We start from the raw sequence: 18,872 nt of genomic DNA on the forward strand, positions 1-18,872 counted from the left end.
CGCGCCGGGGTCACGGCGCGATCCAGCGGCTGTCGTCGCCGCCTGCGCGCAGCTCGAATACCGCGCGGCGATGCCCGGTCCGCGCGAGTTCGAGCCAGTCGATGCGCGTGACCGTCATCCGGATCAGGCAGAAGTTTTCGTAGCCGTCGCCGGCCGGCGCGGCGCCGTCGGCGTGCGCGGCTTCCGGCGATTCGATCGGCGTGCCCGGCGGCAACGGTGCGCGATACAGCAGCAGCGTGTGAGGGCGGCTCGACGCCCAGATCGCGCGCCGCTGCGCTTCGTCGTCGCAGAACGATGCCACGCCTTCCGCGCGAATCTGCACGAGCGCGTCGAGATCGGCCGCGACGATCGAGAGGCGCGGATCGCGGCGCAACTCCGCGACTTTCTCCGACCGCGCGTCGGTATGAAACGACAGCGTGCGATCGGCGCGGCTCGCCTGGCGCAAAACGATCGTGCGCACCTTCGGCGCGCCGTCGAGGCCGAGCGTGGCCGCCTGGAGCATCGTGAACGGCGAGCGCCGGGCGCTTGCGCCGGATTCGAGGCAGGCCCACAGGCGGTCGTAGGTCTGCTCGAGCGATTCGAACGGGGCGTCGGGCATGGGCGGGCGATGAGCGGACGTGTTTCGATCGCGCAAGCTTAGCGGATTGCCCCGGCGGCGGCTCGCCCGCGACGCGGCCCGCCGCGCCGGCGCCGGTCAGTTGTAGCCGAGCACGACCGAGGCGGCTTCGCCGGCCTCGGCCGCCGGCTCCGCGCCGAACCGGCCGAGCACGTCGGCCACGTATTGCGGCCCCGCGCTGATCTGCGACGACCGGTGCGCGACGGGCCGGCTGTCGGCCGCGCCCGGCGCGGCGCCCGTCGATGCGGAATCGTTGACGGTGAGGTTCATCCCGATCTCTCCTTACGCGGCCAGCGCCGCACCGTACGCGCGCACGAGGCGCGCGACGCCTTCCCGGATCGCGTCGACATCCGGCGCGGCGAACGACAGGCGCAGCGAGGCCGCGTCGACGTTGTCCGCGAAGAACGCCTTGCCCGGCACGAACACGACCTTGTTCGCGATCGCCTGTTGCAGCAGCACGTCCGACGACACCGCGCCGAGCCGCGCCCATACGAACATGCCGCCTTCGGGACGATGGCATTCGATCGCGTCGCCGAAACCGTCGCGCAACGCGTCGTACATCGCATCGCATTTGCGGCGATAGGCCGCCGCGATGCGCGGCAGATGGCGTTCGAGCGCGCCGTCCGCCAGATAGTCGGCGGCGATCGCCTGCGTCCAGGGCGTGCTGCACAGGTCGACCGTCTGCTTCGCGATCACGCAGCGCCGCGCGATCTCGGCCGGCGCGATCGTCCAGCCCACGCGCAGCCCCGGCGCGACGATCTTCGACAGGCTCGCGAAGTGCACGATCCAGTCGCGCGCGCCGTCCACCTCGTCTGCCAGCGCGAGCATCGACGGCACGGCTTCGCCCGCGAAACGCAGGTCGCCGTACGGATCGTCCTCGACGATCAGGAAACGGTACTGCACCGCGAGCCGCAGCAGCTTCAACCGCCGCTCGCGCGTGAGCGTCGCGCCGGTCGGGTTCGCGAAGGTCGGGACCGTGTAGAGCAGCTTCGGCTGCGCGATCGCGCCGGACGCGAGCTGGTCGCCGAGACGATCGACGTCGAGACCCGCGCCGTCGACCGGGATCGTCGCGATGCGCGCCTGCTGCAGGCGCATCGCCTGCAGCGTCGCCGGATAGGCGGGCTGTTCGGTCAGCACGAGGTCGCCGGGCGCCACCATCACGCGCAGCAGCAGGTCGAGGCCCTGCTGCGAGCCGGTCGTCACGAGCAGCTCGGCCGGCGTGCACGATGCGCCGCGGCGCGCCATCAGCGCGATCAGTTGCTGCTTCAGTTCGACGAGGCCGTCGGTCGGGCCGTATTGCAGGCAGCGCACGGGCTGCGCATACGCGCGCGCGGCCGCGGCGTTCAGGCCGTCGACGTCGAACAGATCGCTGGCCGGATAGCCGCCCGCGAACGAGATCATGCCCGGTTCGGACAGGTACTTGAACAGTTCGCGGATCGGCGAGCCGGCGGGATTCTGGAATGAGGAAGTGAACGCGTACATGTCGTCGAGAGCTGGAGGGCACGGGGCCGGGATAGCCGCCGGGTGCCGGCCGCCGTGGCGCTTCCGGCGCACGGCGGTGAAATCGAGCCACGATTGTCGAGAGTCATTAACGCGTCGGCAAACGATATCTATGCACTAGGTCTTGCGGTTTGGTCATCACTTGGGGCATGGCAGAACACTACGGGCCGTGACGTGCGCGGGCGTGTCGACGCCGGGTTCCGGGCGCCCGTTCGCGCCGACGGCACGATCCGGCCGATCGTTTCGCGCGGCGGGCCCCTTTTGCCGGCCCCGCCTGCCCTGCCTGCCGGGCGCGCCGGGTCAGCGCGCCGGTTCAACGCACCGGTTCAACGTACTGGGTCAGCGCGCCGGATCGGCGAGCCCGGCCGGCGGCCTCGCCGTCCACGCGGAAAGCGCGCGCGCGAGATCGTCCGACACATAGTGCGGGCCGTCGAACAGATAGACCGGATAGCCGCGATACGCGAGCAGTTGCCGGCCCAGCTCGTCGGCGCTGGCCGCGCGGAACCCGCCATGCTCGGCCGGCCGGAACGCCTCCGCGATGACCCGCACGCGTCGCTTGCCCAGCCTTGCAACGAGTTCGTCGACGTAGGTGCGCGCGACATACGGCTCGCGGGCGTAGACGCCGCAACCGTCCTGGAAGAACACGCCGACGTCGGCGGGCAGCCACGCCGCGAGCCAGTCGGCCAGCGCCTTTCCGCCGATATTGGTCTGGTCGTACACGCTCACCCAAAGCGGACGGGGCAGCCGCTGCAGGACGGCGGCGAGCCGGGGCGCGTCCTGCCAGGTCGGATCGATCTCGACCGGGAAGTAGTAGCCGGTCACGTGCAGCGGGACCGATGCGCGCGCCACGTCCAGCGACTGCGCGGCGAGTGTCTCCAGATGGGTGCGCGCCCGCTTCTCGTCCTGGTAGCCGGCCAGCCCGAGGATCACGTTGGCGGCCCACGGCTCGCGGCCGATGCGCGCCCAATCGGGCACGTGCGCCGCCGCCGGGATGCCGGTGCCGGCGAGATACGCGGTATCGTCGACGACGGTCCATTGAATCAGCAGGTCGCGTACGCCGAGCACCTGCCAGTGGCCGACCGGATTCGTCGTCGCGTTGTCCAGCTGCCAGACGATGCCGTCGGCCTGCACGTCGTGCGCGGTCCAGCTGCAGGCGGCCACGACGAGCGACGCGCCGAGCGCCGCGAGCGACGCCGCCCGGCGCGAACGCGGCGCGCCGGCGGGCGGGCGCGCCGGGCGCCTGCGCCGGCCCATGCGCTGCCGGATCTTGCGCAACATCGCGATCGCATACGTGGTCATCGCCGGCTCCCCGCAAGCATGCCTGCGCGTCATCGTAGCGGCCCGGATACGAACGTGCGACCCGCGTTGCCGCCGCGGGTCGCACGAAGCTGCCGTTACGCCGTCGTCACTTGGCCGTCGTGCCGTCCACCCACTTGTAGCCGAGGTTCGTGATGCCGGAGATGAGGCTCTGGAAGTCCTGGTACGCCGGCAAGTTGAGATCGGGCTCGAGCCAGTACGGATGGAAGAAGAACGACGCGAAGCCGTCGCGCACCGCCAGGCCGTACTGGGCATTGGTGACGAGTTGCTGCCACGTGTACGTGATGCACGAGAACTTGTCGATACTGCAGATATCGTACTGGATGCTGCCGAGGTTCTCCGGAATGATCCGTTCTCCGTAGTAATCGGAGTTGATGATGTACGGGAAGAACTGTCCGGCCGAGAAGTCCTGGTTGGCGGCGCCCGTCCCGAGTTGCGGGTTGGTCGCGGTGTAGTACACGGCCCGCTGGAACGTGGTGGTAAACGTCGCGGCCGTCGCCGTCGCCGCATCCGGCGACATCTGGTACTGCGGCGCGGCCCAGCCGACCACCTTGTAGCCGTTGGTCGTGAACTCGGCCAGCCCGTCGGCCATCCTGCCTTCCGCCCATTGCACGGAATCCTCGTCGACCGGCCGGTTCTGCACCGCATACCAGAACTCGTAGTCGCTGCCGCTCACCGCGTTCTCGACATTCGGCGTCGAATCGTACTGGTGCGTATAGCCGTGCATGATGATCGATCCGCCGTGCGCCAGCGCATAGTTCAGCGCGCTCTTCAGGCCCGTGGCCTGCGCCAGGTGGATCGTCTCCGCCACGCCGCCGTTGTAGTAGCCGTTCGGGTCCGTATACAGCGGGATGGTGGCCATCGTGAACGGAATCTTCTTCGAGTACAGGTAGTTCGTCAGCTGCTGCATCGAAGTGGTCGTCGTATAGGCGTCGAGATCCTCCAGCCGGACGAGTGCGCGATGATTCACCGCCGCATTGGTCTGCAGGATGTCATGCAGGATGTCGCATATCACCAGGTAGCGATCCGTCGGTCCGATGTACGAAAACGGCACGTCCGCGAAATACCAGAAGTTGCCCGAGCGCATCACGTACGGCGTCGAGGCGCCGCTCTGGCTGTTCGTGATGGTGACGAGCGCCTGCGCCTTGGACGTATTGAGAATCTGCGTCAGTCCGACGTCCGGGTCCGCGCTGATGACGCCGGTCGACGAGTTATAGGCGTAGTACTTGACCATCGACAGGTTCTTGTACGTGACCGTATCGTAGAAGCCCGGGTTCGGATTGCTCGCCGATGGCGTCGCGTTCATCCCCGCGAGGCCGAGAAAGCTGAACCCGAAGGTCTGGTTGAACGTGTAGGCCGTGTTCCATGCCAGCTGCCACAGGTTGTACTTGAACCAGACCACGGTCTTGGTGGTGGTCATCACGTCGCTCATGAACGCCGTCGGAATCGGGTTGTTGTAGTAGTCGCCGATATAGAACGTGACGTCGTGGCTGCCGACCATGCCCGCCGTGTAGTTCTGTATCGGCACCAGGTCGATCGTTGCGTTGAAATGCCCGAGCAGGTTCCTCAGCATGATGCTGTACATCAGGCCCAGCTTCGAATACGGGTCGTTGGCCGGATTGTCGTACAGCACGAGCGTATGGGCGGTGGTGGCCTGCGCATGCGCGGTGCCCGGCAAGGTCATTTGCGCGAGTCCGGCCAGCAGGGCGATGACGATCAAGATCTTTTTCATGGCCGTTTCTCCCTAGTCGCGTTCCACGTTGCCGCCGGTTTTCTTGACGGAACTCCGGCTGAATGGCGGGCGCCCCGATTCCTTGTATGCCTTTTCCCAGTCCTCGTCGGACATGCCGGCCTTCACGTTCATGTGAGCGGAGCCGTTCGGCAACGGCGGCGGCTTGATCTTCGAGACCGACGTCTTGCTGGTCTCCTGCGCATGCGCATCCTGAACGACGACCGCGAATACAAGCGTGGAAATCAATGCGACGACTGATCCGACGGTGCTCAACCCGTTTCGAAGCAATTGGCCGTGATGAGAATTCATGATTTTCATCCTTTGATATGCAAAATACCTTCACCTCATTAAAGGAACGAGCACGTCGAAACGCCATCGGCAATCCATGACGTCATGTCGTGATTTTTCACTACTCGATTGATAACAGACGAATAAATCCGGGCGGTGATGGTTCGACATTCAAGCTAGAACCGTACCATCCGTCGCAAATGAGTACAGGACAAGGCGACGAAATCGACACATCGATGCGCTTCTGAATTGCATCGGAAAAACGTTTCAGCGATGCAACGCAACTGTCCGCGAGAATTTAATCGGATGAACGCGCAAGGCCTGCTCGTACGATTCAGGGAAAACCAGTTATCCGCTGCGTTTTTAAAATGGCCGTGCGGCAATCGCGCCGGGCTGCATGCGCGCGCAACGACACTCGTCGTGCCGAATGGTCGGGTCGAACACACCCCGTCCGGCATGCGACCGGCGCAAGCGCGCGCCGATGTCGCGTCGCCCGCGTCCATCGCACCGCGGCGCGCGCGAATGCGACATTTCATCAGGCCGGTCGGCCGCGTGTTTCAGCACTGAAACATTTGGCGCGGCTCCGGCGGAGCGCGCCCGGGCGGCACGCGCCGACGCCCGGAACGCCAAGGGCGACGCGGCGATGGCGCACGACTTGCTTCATCGGCAGTGTGTAACGGAGACGGTGCGCGGGGCGTATTGCGCAAGTGCCGGACGAAGAACGGCGGCACGCGTCGACGCATGCAGGGGCGGAAGCAAACAGTCGGGACACCGGCTTTCAACAAGTCATCCACCGAACGCGTTGCATCGATCGCGATGTCGCGTGACGCACACCATGGTGTGGACATGACGGGGCGGCGAGGACGAGGAGCGTTTCTTCCTGCGCCGATACGAGTCTGAATAATCCAATAAAAGATAAAGCAGCGGAATAAAGATGGATAATATGATATGGAGTGCGTATTTATATGCACTTAATTTTGTTGCCATTCTGACCGCCATTGTCATCCTGGTAAGCACGCTGGATGACCTCACGCTGGACGCCTGCTATTGGTCATTTGAAATCGGGCGCATCCTGCGCCGTGAGAAAACGCAAACGGTCGATATCGCGATGCTGCGCGCGCTGGACGAACGCCATCTGGCGTTGATGGTGCCGGCGTGGAAAGAGTATGACGTGATCGCCAAGATGATCGAGAACACCCTGGCGACGCTCGAGTACGAGCGATACGTGATCTTCGTCGGCACCTATCACAATGATGCCGAAACCACGGCCGAGGTCGAGCGGATGGTGCGCCGGTATCCGGGCCGCGTCACGCGCGCGACGGTCATGAACGACGGGCCCACCTGCAAGGCCGACTGCCTGAACTGGATCGTCGAAGCCATCCTGCGCTACGAAGCGGTCCACCACGTCCGGTTCGCGGGCGTCGTGATGCACGACTGCGAGGACGTGATTCACCCGGTCGAACTCAAGTACCTGAACCACGCGATCGCGGACAGCGACCTGGTCCAGCTTCCCGTCCTGTCGTTGCCGAGGAAATGGAACGAATTCGTCGCCGGATGCTACATGGACGACTTCAGCGAATCGCACCAGAAGGACATGCCGGTCCGCGGCCGCCTGACCGGCGTCGTCCCCGGCGCGGGTGTCGCATCGTGCTACAGCCGGCGCTCGATCGAAGCGGCGATGAAGGAGCGCAACGGGTGCCCGTTCAACACGTGCTCGCTGACCGAGGACTATGACTTCAGCTTCCGGCTGAAGGAGCTGGGCATGAAGGAAACCTTCGCCCGCATCCCGCTTTCCGGCACGCCGGCCGACGGCGCGCCCCGGCGCTCGAACGACCACGCGCACCGCAACCTGCTGGCCACGCGCGAATACTTTCCGAAGACGTTCCGGACCGCCTACCGGCAGCGTTCGCGCTGGATCCTCGGCATTGCGTTTCAGGGCTGGGAACAGCTCGGCTGGAAAGGCGACCTCCTCACCCGCTACCTGTTCTTCCACGATCGCAAGGGCATCGTCACGTCGCTGTTCTCGGTGATCGCGTACGGCGTGCTGTTCAACTTCCTGATGCTTGCCGCGCTCCGGAACGCCGGCCACGTGATCCCCGCCGGCGCCTCCGTCGTCATGGCGGGCCACTGGGTCACGCCGCTGCTGTGGGTGAACAGCGTCATGCTGCTTGCGCGCGCCGGGCAGCGCTTTCATTTCGTCAGCCGGTTGAACGGCCCGCTCCAGGGGTTCCTGTCGATTCCACGGATGTTCGTCAACAACCTGATCAATTTCTCCGCGGTCTGCCGCGCCTGGCGCATCTATCTCGGCCACCTCGCGAGCGGCAAGCCCATCGCGTGGGACAAGACCAGTCATATCTACCTGTCGAACGAAGCGCTCGGGAAGACGCGCCTCAAGATCGGCGAGATCCTGGTCGGCTGGGGCGTGGTCACGCTGGAGCAACTGCAGGCGAGCCTCGAGAAGCAACTGACCTGCGGCAGGCGGCTCGGCGAGTTGCTGATCGAGGCCAGCGCGCTGTCCGCCGAATCGCTGGCGGACGCGATCGCCGAGCAGGCGGACCTCCCCCGGGTGAGCCTCGGCAACGTGGCGGTCGGCCACTTCGCGAACTCGCTGGCATTCGAGCTGCAATACGCGTACCGGGCGATTCCGTTCTCGACGGCCGACGACGGCACGTTGAACGTCGCGGTCGGGCGGCCGCTCACGCAGGACGAGCAGGACGTCATGCGGCGCGGCGCGCGCGCGAGGGTGGCCTATTTCATCGCCTGCGATGCGGAAATCGCCGCCGAGCTCGCCCGCCATTCGCGCTTCGTCGACATCGCCCGCGTGCGCGACGGCGCGCCGGACGCGCAACCCGTCTCCAAACCGTCGGGAGAGCAGGCATGAAGCATTCGAGACTCCCGATCGCGATCGACCTCGGGCGCTGCGCGCGCTCGAGCGTCGTGGCGCTTGCCGTCGCGCTGGCCTGGCACGCGCCGGCCGCCGCCGCCCAGCCGCTGACGCCCCGGGCCTACAGGCTCGCCGACAGCGCGTACAAGGCGATCGACGCCGGCGACCTGCCCCGCGCGGAAGCGTATGCGTCGCGCGCCCTCAGGATCCAGCCCGGAAGCGAACAGCTCGGGCTGCTGCTCGTCGACGTGCTGAGGCGGGAAGGAAAGGTCGACGAGGCGGACGCGAGGGTGGCGTCGCTGATCGTTCGTTTTCCGAAAAGTCCGGCGGTCCTCGCGCAGCATGGCTACATGGCGCAGCGGCAGATGCGCTACGCGGTTGCCTGCGCCGACTTCTCGGCCGCCGTCGCGACCGGGAAATGGAACAGGGAACAGCAGCGCAACCTGCGCCTCGCGTGGTCGGACAGCGCGCTCGCGGCGAATCGCCCGCACGAGGCCGGCGTCGCGCTGGCGCCGCTCGCCGATGAAAAATCGGCCGCGGTCCAGTTGCGCATCGCGCAGTTGAGCCTGCAGGCCGGTGACCGCGACACCGCAGTCCGCATGGCGGGCCTCGCGGCCGACGATGCCTCGACCGACGGCGAGCGCAACATGGCCGCGTCGATCGCGGCGCAGGCGCGGCAGGACGATCAGCCCGCCGACGCGCCGGCGGACGACGGCGCGCAACGGAAATTGCAGGAGGCCTACGACCTGCTGCGCGACCATAAGGATCGCGAGGCGCTCGACGCCTTCCAGGAAGGATTCGCCGGCGGCGCCGGCAACGCGATGAACTACGCGGACGCCGGCTATGCAGCCAAGCGGATCGGGTTGAACGACACGTCCATCGATCTGTTCGAGCACAGCCTCGACGCCGACGACAACGAACACACGTTCGATGCGCAGCACAAGTTCGGCTACCGGCGCGAAGTCGAGCAGCTTCAGCGCACCTGGGGCTTCGTGCTGAGCGCACCGTACCAGTCGGCCGCGTTCGGCCCGCAAGGCACGATCAGCGTGTTGCAGCCGGGGATCGAAGCGTACTGGCAGCCGCCGAAGATCGGCTACCAGAACGGACGCATCTTCCAGTTCTTCGTGCGCGGATACGGCACGGCCTACGACGGGACGGGCAACGTGACCGGCATGCCGACCGTGCAGGGTTCGGTGGGGGCGCGCTACAAGCCGATACCCGACCAGAACGTGGTGCTGACCGCCGAGCGGCTGTTCCACATCGGCAGCCTGTCGACGACGGACTGGCTGATGCGCCTGGGTTATTCATCGGAAGCCGGCACCGACCTGATGGTGACCGAGCCGAGCTGGCGCAGCTGGCAGGCGTACGTCGAAGGCGCGTACTTCATTCGCGAGGGACGCTACATCATCTATTCGGAACTGCGTTACGGGCACACCTGGCGCCTGTCGACGCTCAGCGACCGGCTGACCGTCTACCCGCACGCCGCGATTGCCGGCGATCACGACAATCGCGAGCCGAACGAAACGGCGATCGGCGCGGGGCCCGGGGTCCAGTTGCGATACTGGTTTCGCGAGGGCCGCTACAGTGCGCCGGCAAGCTATCTGGATGTGACGGTGCAATACCGGTTCCCGTTGACGTCAGCGGCGCGCGCACGTGGTCTCGTGGTACGCGCGACATTGTGGTTCTAACCGGCGGCGCTGACGCTTGCACCTGGATCGCGCTGCCGCTTAGTTCGGCGACTTCAGCGGGATGATCGTTTGACGCAACAGCTGGAAGTACGGGCTCGTCGAATACGGGACCATTTCTTCGGCGTAGTACCACCAGAAGAACCCGCCGACGAAACGCGGATCGGTCATGCTGTCGACCATCGGATAGTACGTCTTGATCAGGTTCTGCTGTACCGAAGCGGGCGCGGAGGTTTCCGAGGTGCCGATTTCACCGAAGCCGACCTTCGCGTTCGGGAAGATGCTTTCCAGCGCCGAGAAATCGTTCGTCCACGTCGGATTCAGCCCCGGGCAATCCTGATACGGGTAGTAGCTGAACAGCGCGTAGTCGGCCTGCTGGCGAACCGTCGAGGACAGGAAGGTGGTCGGCCACGTCTTCCAGTAATCCTGCGGCTTCTCCCAGCAGTTGTTGCCCTTGCTGTCGTCGTTGTAGTACAGCGTGATGGCCGTCTTGCCGCCGTTCGATTTGACGATCGTGTTGGCCGCGGCAACCATCTGGCCGATCTGCTGCTCTTCCGAGTTGACCACGGTGTTCGAGCCGTCCGGGTCGTTACGCAGCCATTCGCCGTTGATTTCGTTGGCGATCTCCCAGACGTCGACGGTGTTCTTCAGTTGCGACACCAGTTCCTGCGTGCGGGCCTGGTAAACCGAAAGCGTCGTCGGGAAATAGTAAGAATCGTAGACCTCGCCCATCACGTACGCGACGGCATGCAGACGCAGCAGCGGCGCGTAGTAGTCGGCGGCCGACGTACCCGGATCGAACACCACGCGCACGGTGGGCTTGTACGGCAGGTTCTGCAGCGACGCGATGATCGCGTCAAGTTGGGACAGGTCGTCGAGGGTCACACCGTAGACGGGATTCTTCAGAGGTTCGACCTGGGCTTCGGCGGGCCGGGACAACGGCATCAGTGCGGCACCGGCAACGCATGCGGCAATGGCCGTACGCGAGAGATTTTTCGTCAGTCCTTTCAAAACGCTTTCCTTCAAAAAGTAAGAAGAAGCGCGATTTTAGACGAAAATAAAAGATAATTATCCGACGATAAAGAAAGTTGCGAGCCCTAAAAAATGTTTAGGATTATTATCCAAATTGATGCAATCACGGCCTTCGATCGTGCGATTACTACGCAATACTTATTGATTGCACTGCAGCATCGCGGCGGGATGCCGGCACATGAAATATGTCGAGGCTCGCCATGCTCGAGCGGCGCATTCACGAGCCGTGCGCCGGCACCCGGGAGGCACGCGTGCGGCGCGCACGGCACGCTCCGCACACGCCCGGCACGGCACGTTTCCGGCACGGCGCCGGCGAGTCGATGCAGGCCGACACAAACCGGGACGGGCAGCGGCTCAGCCCTTGAACCGCCGCAGACGATGCATGATCCAGAACGCAAAGCCCGCCACGGCGCCGAGACACACGAACGCCAGGAACCCGAGGGCGGCCGACAGGCTCGCCTTGAAGAGATCGTCGTTCCAGATGGCGGTGTAGATCGCATAGGTGGCGATCCACGTCAGCAATCCGGTCACACCGCCGCACAGACACGACGCAACCAGGGAGACGCGCCAGTATTTGACGACCAGCAGGTATTGCGGGATCGCAAACACCGCCGTGCCGAAGCAGGCAATGGGAATCGAATATTCGAGCGAGCCGGGATCGCCGGTGAAGTACGACCACAGCAGGCCCGGCACGAGGGCCGAGAGCGCAAAGGCGAGAAAAGGTATCTGACGCATCGGTGCAGGCAGCCGTTCGCTGCGGAAAGTCCATCGATGCCGGTCGCGAGGCCGGCGCGGGCCGCACGATCATACTTGCACCGGCGCCGATGCGCTTCCCTCACGCCGCGACCGCGCCGGCCCGGGCGCGTCGGACCGCGTCGCCAACGCACGGCCATGCGTCGCGCGAGCCGGTGCGCCCGGACGGATGCAATGGCGATGGCGATGGCGATGGCGATGGTGATGGCCATGGCGACGCGCACCGCGAACGAAGCAACCCGCGCGAATCGCCGGCGGGCGGATCGGGTGCGTGCGAACGCCCGCACACCCGGAGAGCCCGCCCCGCGACGGCGTCCGCTCAGGCGGACGCGCTGCGATTCGCCTCGATCACGGTCAACGCGGCCATGTTCACGATCCGCCGCACCGTCGAACTCGACGTGAGAATGTTCACCGGCGCATTCACGCCCAACAGGAACGGCCCCACCGCCACGTTGCTGCCCGCCTCGGTCTTCAGCAGGTTGTACGCGATGTTCCCCGCATCCACGTTCGGGCACACCAGCAGGTTGGCCGCGCCCTTGAGCGGCGACATCGGAAGCAGCCGCGACCGCAGGCCCTCGTCGAGCGCGCAGTCGCCGTGCATCTCGCCGTCCGCCTCGATATCCGGCGCCTGCTCCCGCACCAGCTCCAGCGCCCGGCGCATCTTCGCGCCCGAAGCCGCGCTCCCCGACCCGAAGTTCGACCGCGACAGCAGCGCGGCCTTCGGCGTCAGGTTCAGCCACTCCATCTGCCGCGCCGCGGCGATCGTGAACTCGGCGATCTGCTCCGCGTCGGGATTGTCGTTGACGTGCGTATCCACCAGCGCGACCGTCCGCTGGTCGAGCAACAGGATGTTCATCGCCGCATAGGTGGACGCGCCCGGCTTCCTCCCGATCACCTCGTCGACGAAGCGCAGATGGTTGTGATACTCGCCCACCGTCCCGCAGATCATCCCGTCCGCATCGCCGAGCCGCACCATCATCGCGCCGATCAGCGTCAGGCGGCGGCGCATCTCGACCCGCGCCATTTCCTTCGAGATGCCGTCGCGGCACCGCAGCTCCCAATACGTCGCCCAGTATTGCGGGAACCGCTCGTCGTACTCGGGATTGGTCACCTCGACGTCCTGCCCGAGCCGGATGCGCAGGCCGAACCGCTCGATGCGCGCCAGCAGCACTTCCGGGCGGCCGACCAGGATCGGGCGCGCGAGCTTCTCGTCGACGATCACCTGCACCGCGCGGAGCACGCGCTCGTCCTCGCCCTCGGTGAAGACGATCCGCGCCTTGCCGCCGTCGCGCACGAGCTGGCGGGCCGTCGCGAACAGCGGCTTCATGAACGCGCCGGAGTGATAGACGAATTGCTGCAACTGCTCGACATAGGCATCGGGGTTCGCCAGCGGACGCGTCGCCACGCCGCCCGCCATCGCCGCCTTCGCCACGGCCGGTGCGATCCGCACGATCAGGCGCGGATCGAACGGCTTCGGAATCAGGTATTGCGCGCCGAACGCCACGTCGTACGCGCCATACGCCGCCGCGACGACGTCGTTCTGCTCCTCCTCGGCCAGGCCCGCGATCGCGTGCACCGCGGCGATCTCCATGTCGCGGGTGATCGTCGTCGCGCCCACGTCCAGCGCGCCGCGGAAAATGTACGGGAAGCACAGGACGTTGTTGACCTGGTTCGGGTAGTCCGAGCGGCCCGTCGCGATGACGACGTCGTCGCGCGTCGCGTGCGCCAGCTCCGGAAAGATTTCCGGCGTGGGGTTCGCCAGCGCGAGAATCAGCGGGCGCGGCGCCATCGCCTTCAGCATGTCCGCGCTCAGGATGCCGCCGACCGACAGGCCCAGGAACACGTCCGCGCCGCCGATCACGTCGGCCAGCTTGCGCGCGTCGGTCGGCTGCGCGAAGCGCGCCTTGGCCGGGTCCATCAGCGCGGTGCGGCCGCGATAGACGACGCCCTCGATGTCCGTCACCCAGACGTTTTCCACCGGCAACCCGAGGTCGACCAGCAGGTCCAGGCACGCCAGCGCCGCCGCGCCGGCCCCCGACGTCACGACCTTCACTTCCTTGATCGACTTCCCGACCACCTTCAGCCCGTTGATGAACGCGGCGGACACGGTGATGGCGGTGCCGTGCTGGTCGTCGTGGAAGACGGGAATCTTCATCCGTTCGCGCAGCTTCTGCTCGACCGTGAAGCATTCCGGCGCCTTGATGTCCTCGAGGTTGATGCCGCCGAAGGTCGGTTCGAGACCGGCGATGATGTCGACCAGCTTGTCCGGATCGGTCTCGTTGATCTCGATGTCGAAGACGTCGATCCCCGCGAACTTCTTGAACAGCACGGCCTTGCCTTCCATGACCGGCTTCGACGCGAGCGGGCCGATGTTGCCCAGGCCCAGCACGGCGGTGCCGTTCGTGATCACGCCCACCAGGTTGCCGCGGCTCGTGAAGCGGTGCGCCTGCAGCGGATCGGCCGCGATCGACTCGCACACGCTCGCCACGCCGGGCGTATAGGCCAGCGCCAGGTCGCGCTGGGTCACCAGCGGCTTGCTCGCCACGACCGAGATTTTTCCGGGGGTCGGGAATTCGTGATAGTCGAACGCGGCCTGCTGCTGTGTCTCGGTCTGTTTCATGTTTTCGGTCCGGGCAAGGGCGCCAGGCCAGTCCCGGCGCGATCCATGAAGGGCATTCTAGGGATCCGCCATAACGTGATGATTCTGTTTTAATATCAACCCATCACTTTTTCCTGATGAGTGCATGACCAGTCAATGAATTTTGACGCAACCGACGTGGTCAGGCGGCTGGGCGCGCGCCTGAAGATGCGGCATCTGGTGCTGTTGCTGCAGATCCGCCAGCACGGGTCGCTGACGCGCGTCGCCGAGCACATGGCCAGCAGCCAGCCGGCCGTGACGAACGCGCTGTCGGAGCTGGAGAGCATGTTCGGCACGCCGCTGTTCGAGCGCTCGTCGCGCGGCATGCGGCCCACCGCGCTCGGCGCGGTCGTGCTCGAGCGGGCGCAGGCGATGCTCGAGGATCTCGACCACCTCGCCCGCGAGATGGAGGCCGTCGCCGCCGGGCATGCGGCCCATCTGCACATCGGCGTGATTCCGTTCATTTCCGGCCAGATGCTGTCGGCGGCGCTCAAGCGCCTGCAGGCGCGCATGGAGCGGCGCCTGACCGTGACGATTCACGAAGGCACCAGCGATCAGCTCCTGCTGCAGCTGAAGGACCACGGCGTCGACATCGTGATCGGGCGGGCGTCGGCGGTGATCGATCCGGGCCAGGCGTCGTTCGAGGTGCTGTACCGGCAGCAGCCGCGCATGATCGCGAGCCGGCGTCTGGCCGCGAAGCTGGCCCGCACGCCGCTCGACTGGCACAAGCTGCACGCGCTCGACTGGATTCTCGGCGCGCCGCATACGCCGATGCGCGAGCAGGTGGCCGACCTGTTCCTGTCGGCCGGCATCGCGCCGCCCGTTCCGATCATCGAAAGCTACTCGTCGAAACTGATCGGCGAGATGATCGCGTCGAGCGACGAGGCCGTGTCGATCGTGCCCGCCGATATCGCGGAAGAACTGGTGCGGATCGCCGGCGTGGCGATCGTGCCTTACTCGCTCGTCTGGACGCTCCCGCCCATCGCGCTGTTTACCCGCGCCGCCGGCTCGCATGCGCCGGCGCGGGATCTGCTGGTCGACGCGTTGCGCGAGGTCTGCCGGGAGACTTACGGGGATGGGCAGCGCTAGGGGTTCGGGAGCCTGCGCGCGTGCAACTGGCGCGGCGCTCGCTGGAAACGCACAAGACGGAATCCACGAGCACCGGCAACGCGTCCGGCGCCCCGGTCGGCGCCGCCGATTATCACCGGTCGACTTCGCCCGGCACGCCCGTCCTGCTGAGCTCTCACGGATCGTGGTCGAAGGCGTGCGTCGCGCGCTTCACGCCGCAGGTCACCGTGGTGCAGCAACCGCTGCACGGGAATCTCGACATCCGGGAAGGCGACTACGAGATCGGGCACGACTCGCGATGCGCCGGGCAGATGGTTCACGGCACCCAGGTTTTCTACACGCCCGACGCGAGCTTCAAGGGGCAGGAAACCGTTCGCTATATCGCCGACAGCGTTCCCGGCGTGACCCGCACCGCGTTGATCGACGTACGGTGACGGCGGCGGCTCGCGGCCGGCCGACGTTGCCGCCGCGACAGCCGGCTGCCGTCGGACACCTGCGTATGAATGACCGCTCGGGCCCGCCGGCGGCGCTCGCGCGCCCCGGCGCATACCCGGCGCACCCGTGTCAGGCTACTTGCTCGCGGCGAGGCGCCGCATGATTTCCGCACGCTCGGCGCTCAGCACGTGATCCGAGCCCTCGCCGCGGTCGTAGCGCCGCGTCGTCCGGTACGAAAACCGCTTCGCGTACCGACCGGTGGCGGGATCGAACGCCCATGCGTCGACGACGAACAGGTGCTTGTCGAAGTGACTCTCGTGGTCGGCCCACTCGAAGTCCGCCCGCACGAACAGCGGATACGGCGACACGTCCGGCACGTTCCACATCGCGCGGTCGGCCATCTCGGTTTGGGTCACCTCGGGCATCAGGTTCTCGAACTTGCCGTTCGCGCCGTAGCGCAGGATCGCCACGCGCTCCAGCATCGAGCTGCCGCCGCCCGAGAACATCCCCGAGAAGAACACCCACGCGCCGCCCGATGCGATCGGCAAGCGTTCCGAGCGCGGCATCAACCCGAACTGGTAAAGCTCCTTCGGGGAATTCGGCACGGGCGCGGCCGGCATCACGAAGCACGGCGCACGGTCGGGCAGCACGCAGAGTTTCACGCCGGACAGCGGGAGCCCGTCGCTATCCTGCCGCCCCTCCGCCTGCGTGAAACGCGGGAAGGTCGTTTCGCCGGCCACGGCTCGAACACCGGTGAGCCCGATGATGGAAATGCCGAGGATCGCCCCGAGCGCCTTGATGTACCCACGCATGCACCTGCCCCCTTCTCTCGTTTCTTGAAATCGGCAGATTGTCGATGATCCGGCCGCGCCTGTCGAACGATCGGCGGCGGCCGGTCATGGCCAGGCGCGCGGGCAGGCGCCGTCAGACGGTGGCCAGCGTCAGGCGCGCGGGGGACGCGCCGATACGCAGCCCGTCGGCACGGTTCGCGAGATAGCGCCGGTTCAATGCATCCGGCGTCCACGTGCTGCTGTGGCTGAAGCCGAGCGCCGCGAGCCGCACGGCCAGCGCGTCGGGTTCGAAGAAACTCTTCCACGGCTCGCCGTGCGCGGCCAGGCGCGCCGTCATCTGCTCCATCGTGATGCGCATGAGCGGCGGCAGGTTCGCGAGCGGCATCACGTATTCGAACAGCACCGCGCTGCCTTTCGCGCAGCCGGCGATGAAGCGCAGCGTGTCGATCACCGCGGCCTCGTCGAGGTACATCGTCACGCCGAGCCAGCTGAACACGGCCGGGGCGTCGGCATCGAAGCCGGCACGCGCCAGGCCTTCCGCGAGGCCGACGCGCTCGAAGTCGACCGGCACGAAACGCAGCGACGGCGGCGGCGCCATCCCCGCATCGCGCAGGCGGGCCTGCTTCCATGCCTGCGTCGCCGGGAGGTCGACCTCGAAGACCCGTCCCGGCGCATCGGGATGCCGGAACGCGCTCGTATCGAGCCCCGCGCCGAGCACCACGTACTGGCGGACGCCGCGCCCGAGCGCATCGGCCCACACATCGTCGGCCAGCCGGCTGCGCACGACCACCGTGCTGCGCAAGCCCACGGTCATCGGCTGGCGGAACTTGTCGAGGTTGTCATGCAACGCCTGCACCTCGGCCGCGCCGAGGACGGTCAGCGCCACCGGATCGTCGAGCACCAGCGGCCGGTCGAGCAACTGGTGCGCGGCGCGCTGCGTGGCCACCAGCAACGCGCTCGGCTTGGGTCCGGCATTGACCGGCGTGGCGCCGTGGCCGACGAGATGCGCCCTGTTCAGATAGGCCAGCAACGCGTCGTCCAGGCCCAGGCCAAGTTGCAGGTCCGGTTCGCGCATCATCGCGTCGCGCACGCGCGCTTCCAGCGCCGCGTCGTCGCCGCAGAAGCTGTCGACAAACAGCTGCTCCCAACGCTTGACGACGGCCTGCACCGGCGCCGCGGCGACGTCGACGTCCGCGTCCATCAACGCCCGCAGTTCCACCACCAGCGCCGGCCACGCGCGCCGCTCCGCGCTCGCGAACTGGCGCCGCCGCACCTCGTCGGCCTGCGCCGGATCGAGGTACCTCGCGAGCAGCGCGCAGCGCGCATGCGTGAACGCCGCGTCGATCCACTCGAGCATCTCCGCCGTGATGCCGACGATCTGCCGCGCGCGCGGCTCGCCAAGCTGCATCGCCATCAGCTTGGTTGCAAGCGTCGGGTCGTTGCGGGTCATGCTGACCACGAGCCGGACCCAGCGCCACGCCAGTGCCTGGGCGGCCTCGCTGTCGGGCGGCAGCGCCTGCTGCCCGGCCGCGCGGACCTCGTCGACCAGCGCGGCCCATGTCGGGTCCGTCGGCGCGATCGTGTCCGGCCCGGATGCCAGCAGCGCATCGAGTTCGTCATCGTCGAGATGTTTCTGAATCATGTTCATCAGCTCCAGGGCGTTCAGCCAGTCGGTCTCCGTGGTCTCGCCGCCGGCGGCGATCATGTCCACGAGGTATCGGAGGTGACGACCGAGGCGCTGCGCACGCGCTGCCTGCGCGTCGAGTGCCGCGATCTGGCGCTGCAGAAGCTCGAGCGGCGAGCCGGCCAGGTGCCCGTCGAGGCTGGCCTTGATGTCCGGAAGCGCGTACCCGAACCGTTTCAGCGCCTCGATCCGGTGCAGCCGGATCAGGTCGTCGCGCCCATACAGGCGCGCGCCGCCGTCGCTGCGCAGCGACGGCGACAGCAGCCCGATCGCATCGTAGTGATGCAGGGCCCGCACGCTCAATCCCGCCTTCTTCGCCAGATCGCCGATCTTCAGTCGCATGGTTTTCCCGGTCGTCGGTATCGACCTTAAAAGCTGACGTAACGTCAGGTGCAAGCGAAATCGACGGGGAGCGGCCCCGGCCGCATGAACGCAGTCTCGACCGCCGC

At 66.6% G+C, this 18,872-nt stretch carries 15 protein-coding genes; 4 read left to right on the forward strand and 11 right to left on the reverse strand.

Annotated features, from left to right (window positions below; translation table 11 throughout):
* Nucleotides 1-10 precede the first annotated feature (10 nt).
* The 6 genes from GQ56_RS0109065 to GQ56_RS0109090 form a co-directional block, all read right to left on the reverse strand.
* On the reverse strand, nucleotides 11-598 hold the full coding sequence (locus GQ56_RS0109065; protein WP_031398356.1) for a pyridoxamine 5'-phosphate oxidase family protein: 588 nt from the start codon (nucleotides 596-598) through the stop codon (nucleotides 11-13).
* 96 nt (nucleotides 599-694) lie between these two features.
* Entirely contained in the window at nucleotides 695-886 is a 192-nt protein-coding gene (locus GQ56_RS0109070) for a hypothetical protein (protein ID WP_031398357.1), read from the reverse strand.
* Nucleotides 887-898: 12 nt separating this feature from the next.
* Nucleotides 899-2,098 carry an aminotransferase-like domain-containing protein gene (locus tag GQ56_RS0109075; protein ID WP_031398358.1) on the reverse strand — a complete coding sequence of 400 codons (1,200 nt, stop codon included), beginning with the start codon at nucleotides 2,096-2,098 and terminating at the stop codon, nucleotides 899-901.
* A gap of 357 nt (nucleotides 2,099-2,455) precedes the next feature.
* Nucleotides 2,456-3,415 carry an alpha-amylase family protein gene (locus tag GQ56_RS0109080; RefSeq protein WP_031398359.1) on the reverse strand — a complete coding sequence of 320 codons (960 nt, stop codon included), beginning with the start codon at nucleotides 3,413-3,415 and terminating at the stop codon, nucleotides 2,456-2,458.
* A gap of 106 nt (nucleotides 3,416-3,521) precedes the next feature.
* Nucleotides 3,522-5,165, reverse strand: a complete 1,644-nt coding sequence (locus GQ56_RS0109085) for a DUF2334 domain-containing protein (RefSeq protein ID WP_031398360.1) — start codon at nucleotides 5,163-5,165, stop codon at nucleotides 3,522-3,524.
* Nucleotides 5,166-5,177: 12 nt separating this feature from the next.
* A complete protein-coding gene (locus tag GQ56_RS0109090) occupies nucleotides 5,178-5,474 on the reverse strand; it encodes a hypothetical protein (protein WP_031398361.1) in 297 nt (98 codons plus the stop codon).
* A 922-nt stretch (nucleotides 5,475-6,396) separates the two neighbouring features.
* On the opposite strand from GQ56_RS0109090, the gene GQ56_RS0109095 reads away from it, so the two are divergent.
* Together GQ56_RS0109095 and GQ56_RS0109100 are read left to right on the forward strand one after the other, a co-directional pair.
* Nucleotides 6,397-8,334: a glycosyl transferase family protein gene (locus GQ56_RS0109095; RefSeq protein ID WP_235212672.1), complete on the forward strand. Its 1,938-nt coding sequence runs from the start codon at nucleotides 6,397-6,399 to the stop codon at nucleotides 8,332-8,334.
* Complete coding sequence (locus tag GQ56_RS0109100; protein ID WP_031398363.1) at nucleotides 8,331-10,025, forward strand: NfrA family protein; 1,695 nt, start codon at nucleotides 8,331-8,333, stop codon at nucleotides 10,023-10,025. Before GQ56_RS0109095 ends, GQ56_RS0109100 begins: the two co-directional genes overlap by 4 nt.
* A gap of 39 nt (nucleotides 10,026-10,064) precedes the next feature.
* Here GQ56_RS0109100 and GQ56_RS0109105 read toward each other — a convergent pair whose 3' ends face one another.
* From GQ56_RS0109105 to GQ56_RS0109120, 3 genes are all read right to left on the reverse strand, one after another.
* Nucleotides 10,065-10,967: a hypothetical protein gene (locus GQ56_RS0109105; RefSeq protein WP_235212669.1), complete on the reverse strand. Its 903-nt coding sequence runs from the start codon at nucleotides 10,965-10,967 to the stop codon at nucleotides 10,065-10,067.
* A 441-nt stretch (nucleotides 10,968-11,408) separates the two neighbouring features.
* A complete protein-coding gene (locus GQ56_RS0109115; RefSeq protein WP_031398366.1) occupies nucleotides 11,409-11,789 on the reverse strand; it encodes a hypothetical protein in 381 nt (126 codons plus the stop codon).
* A gap of 337 nt (nucleotides 11,790-12,126) precedes the next feature.
* Complete coding sequence (locus GQ56_RS0109120) at nucleotides 12,127-14,427, reverse strand: NADP-dependent malic enzyme (RefSeq protein WP_031398367.1); 2,301 nt, start codon at nucleotides 14,425-14,427, stop codon at nucleotides 12,127-12,129.
* A gap of 135 nt (nucleotides 14,428-14,562) precedes the next feature.
* Between GQ56_RS0109120 and GQ56_RS0109125 the strand changes: the two genes are divergently transcribed.
* Nucleotides 14,563-15,534 carry a LysR substrate-binding domain-containing protein gene (locus GQ56_RS0109125; protein WP_031398368.1) on the forward strand — a complete coding sequence of 324 codons (972 nt, stop codon included), beginning with the start codon at nucleotides 14,563-14,565 and terminating at the stop codon, nucleotides 15,532-15,534.
* A gap of 20 nt (nucleotides 15,535-15,554) precedes the next feature.
* Nucleotides 15,555-15,947 (forward strand): hypothetical protein, encoded by a 393-nt coding sequence (locus GQ56_RS0109130; RefSeq protein WP_031398369.1) that lies wholly within the window; start codon nucleotides 15,555-15,557, stop codon nucleotides 15,945-15,947.
* Nucleotides 15,948-16,082: 135 nt separating this feature from the next.
* Here GQ56_RS0109130 and GQ56_RS0109135 read toward each other — a convergent pair whose 3' ends face one another.
* Both GQ56_RS0109135 and GQ56_RS0109140 read right to left on the reverse strand, forming a co-directional pair.
* Nucleotides 16,083-16,760, reverse strand: coding sequence for a hypothetical protein (locus tag GQ56_RS0109135; protein ID WP_031398370.1), 678 nt, complete (start codon nucleotides 16,758-16,760; stop codon nucleotides 16,083-16,085).
* A 112-nt stretch (nucleotides 16,761-16,872) separates the two neighbouring features.
* Nucleotides 16,873-18,765: an SAM-dependent methyltransferase gene (locus GQ56_RS0109140; RefSeq protein ID WP_031398371.1), complete on the reverse strand. Its 1,893-nt coding sequence runs from the start codon at nucleotides 18,763-18,765 to the stop codon at nucleotides 16,873-16,875.
* Nucleotides 18,766-18,872: the final 107 nt, after the last annotated feature.

Origin of the sequence: Burkholderia paludis, assembly GCF_000732615.1 — a bacterium.
GTDB classification, from domain to species: domain Bacteria; phylum Pseudomonadota; class Gammaproteobacteria; order Burkholderiales; family Burkholderiaceae; genus Burkholderia; species Burkholderia paludis.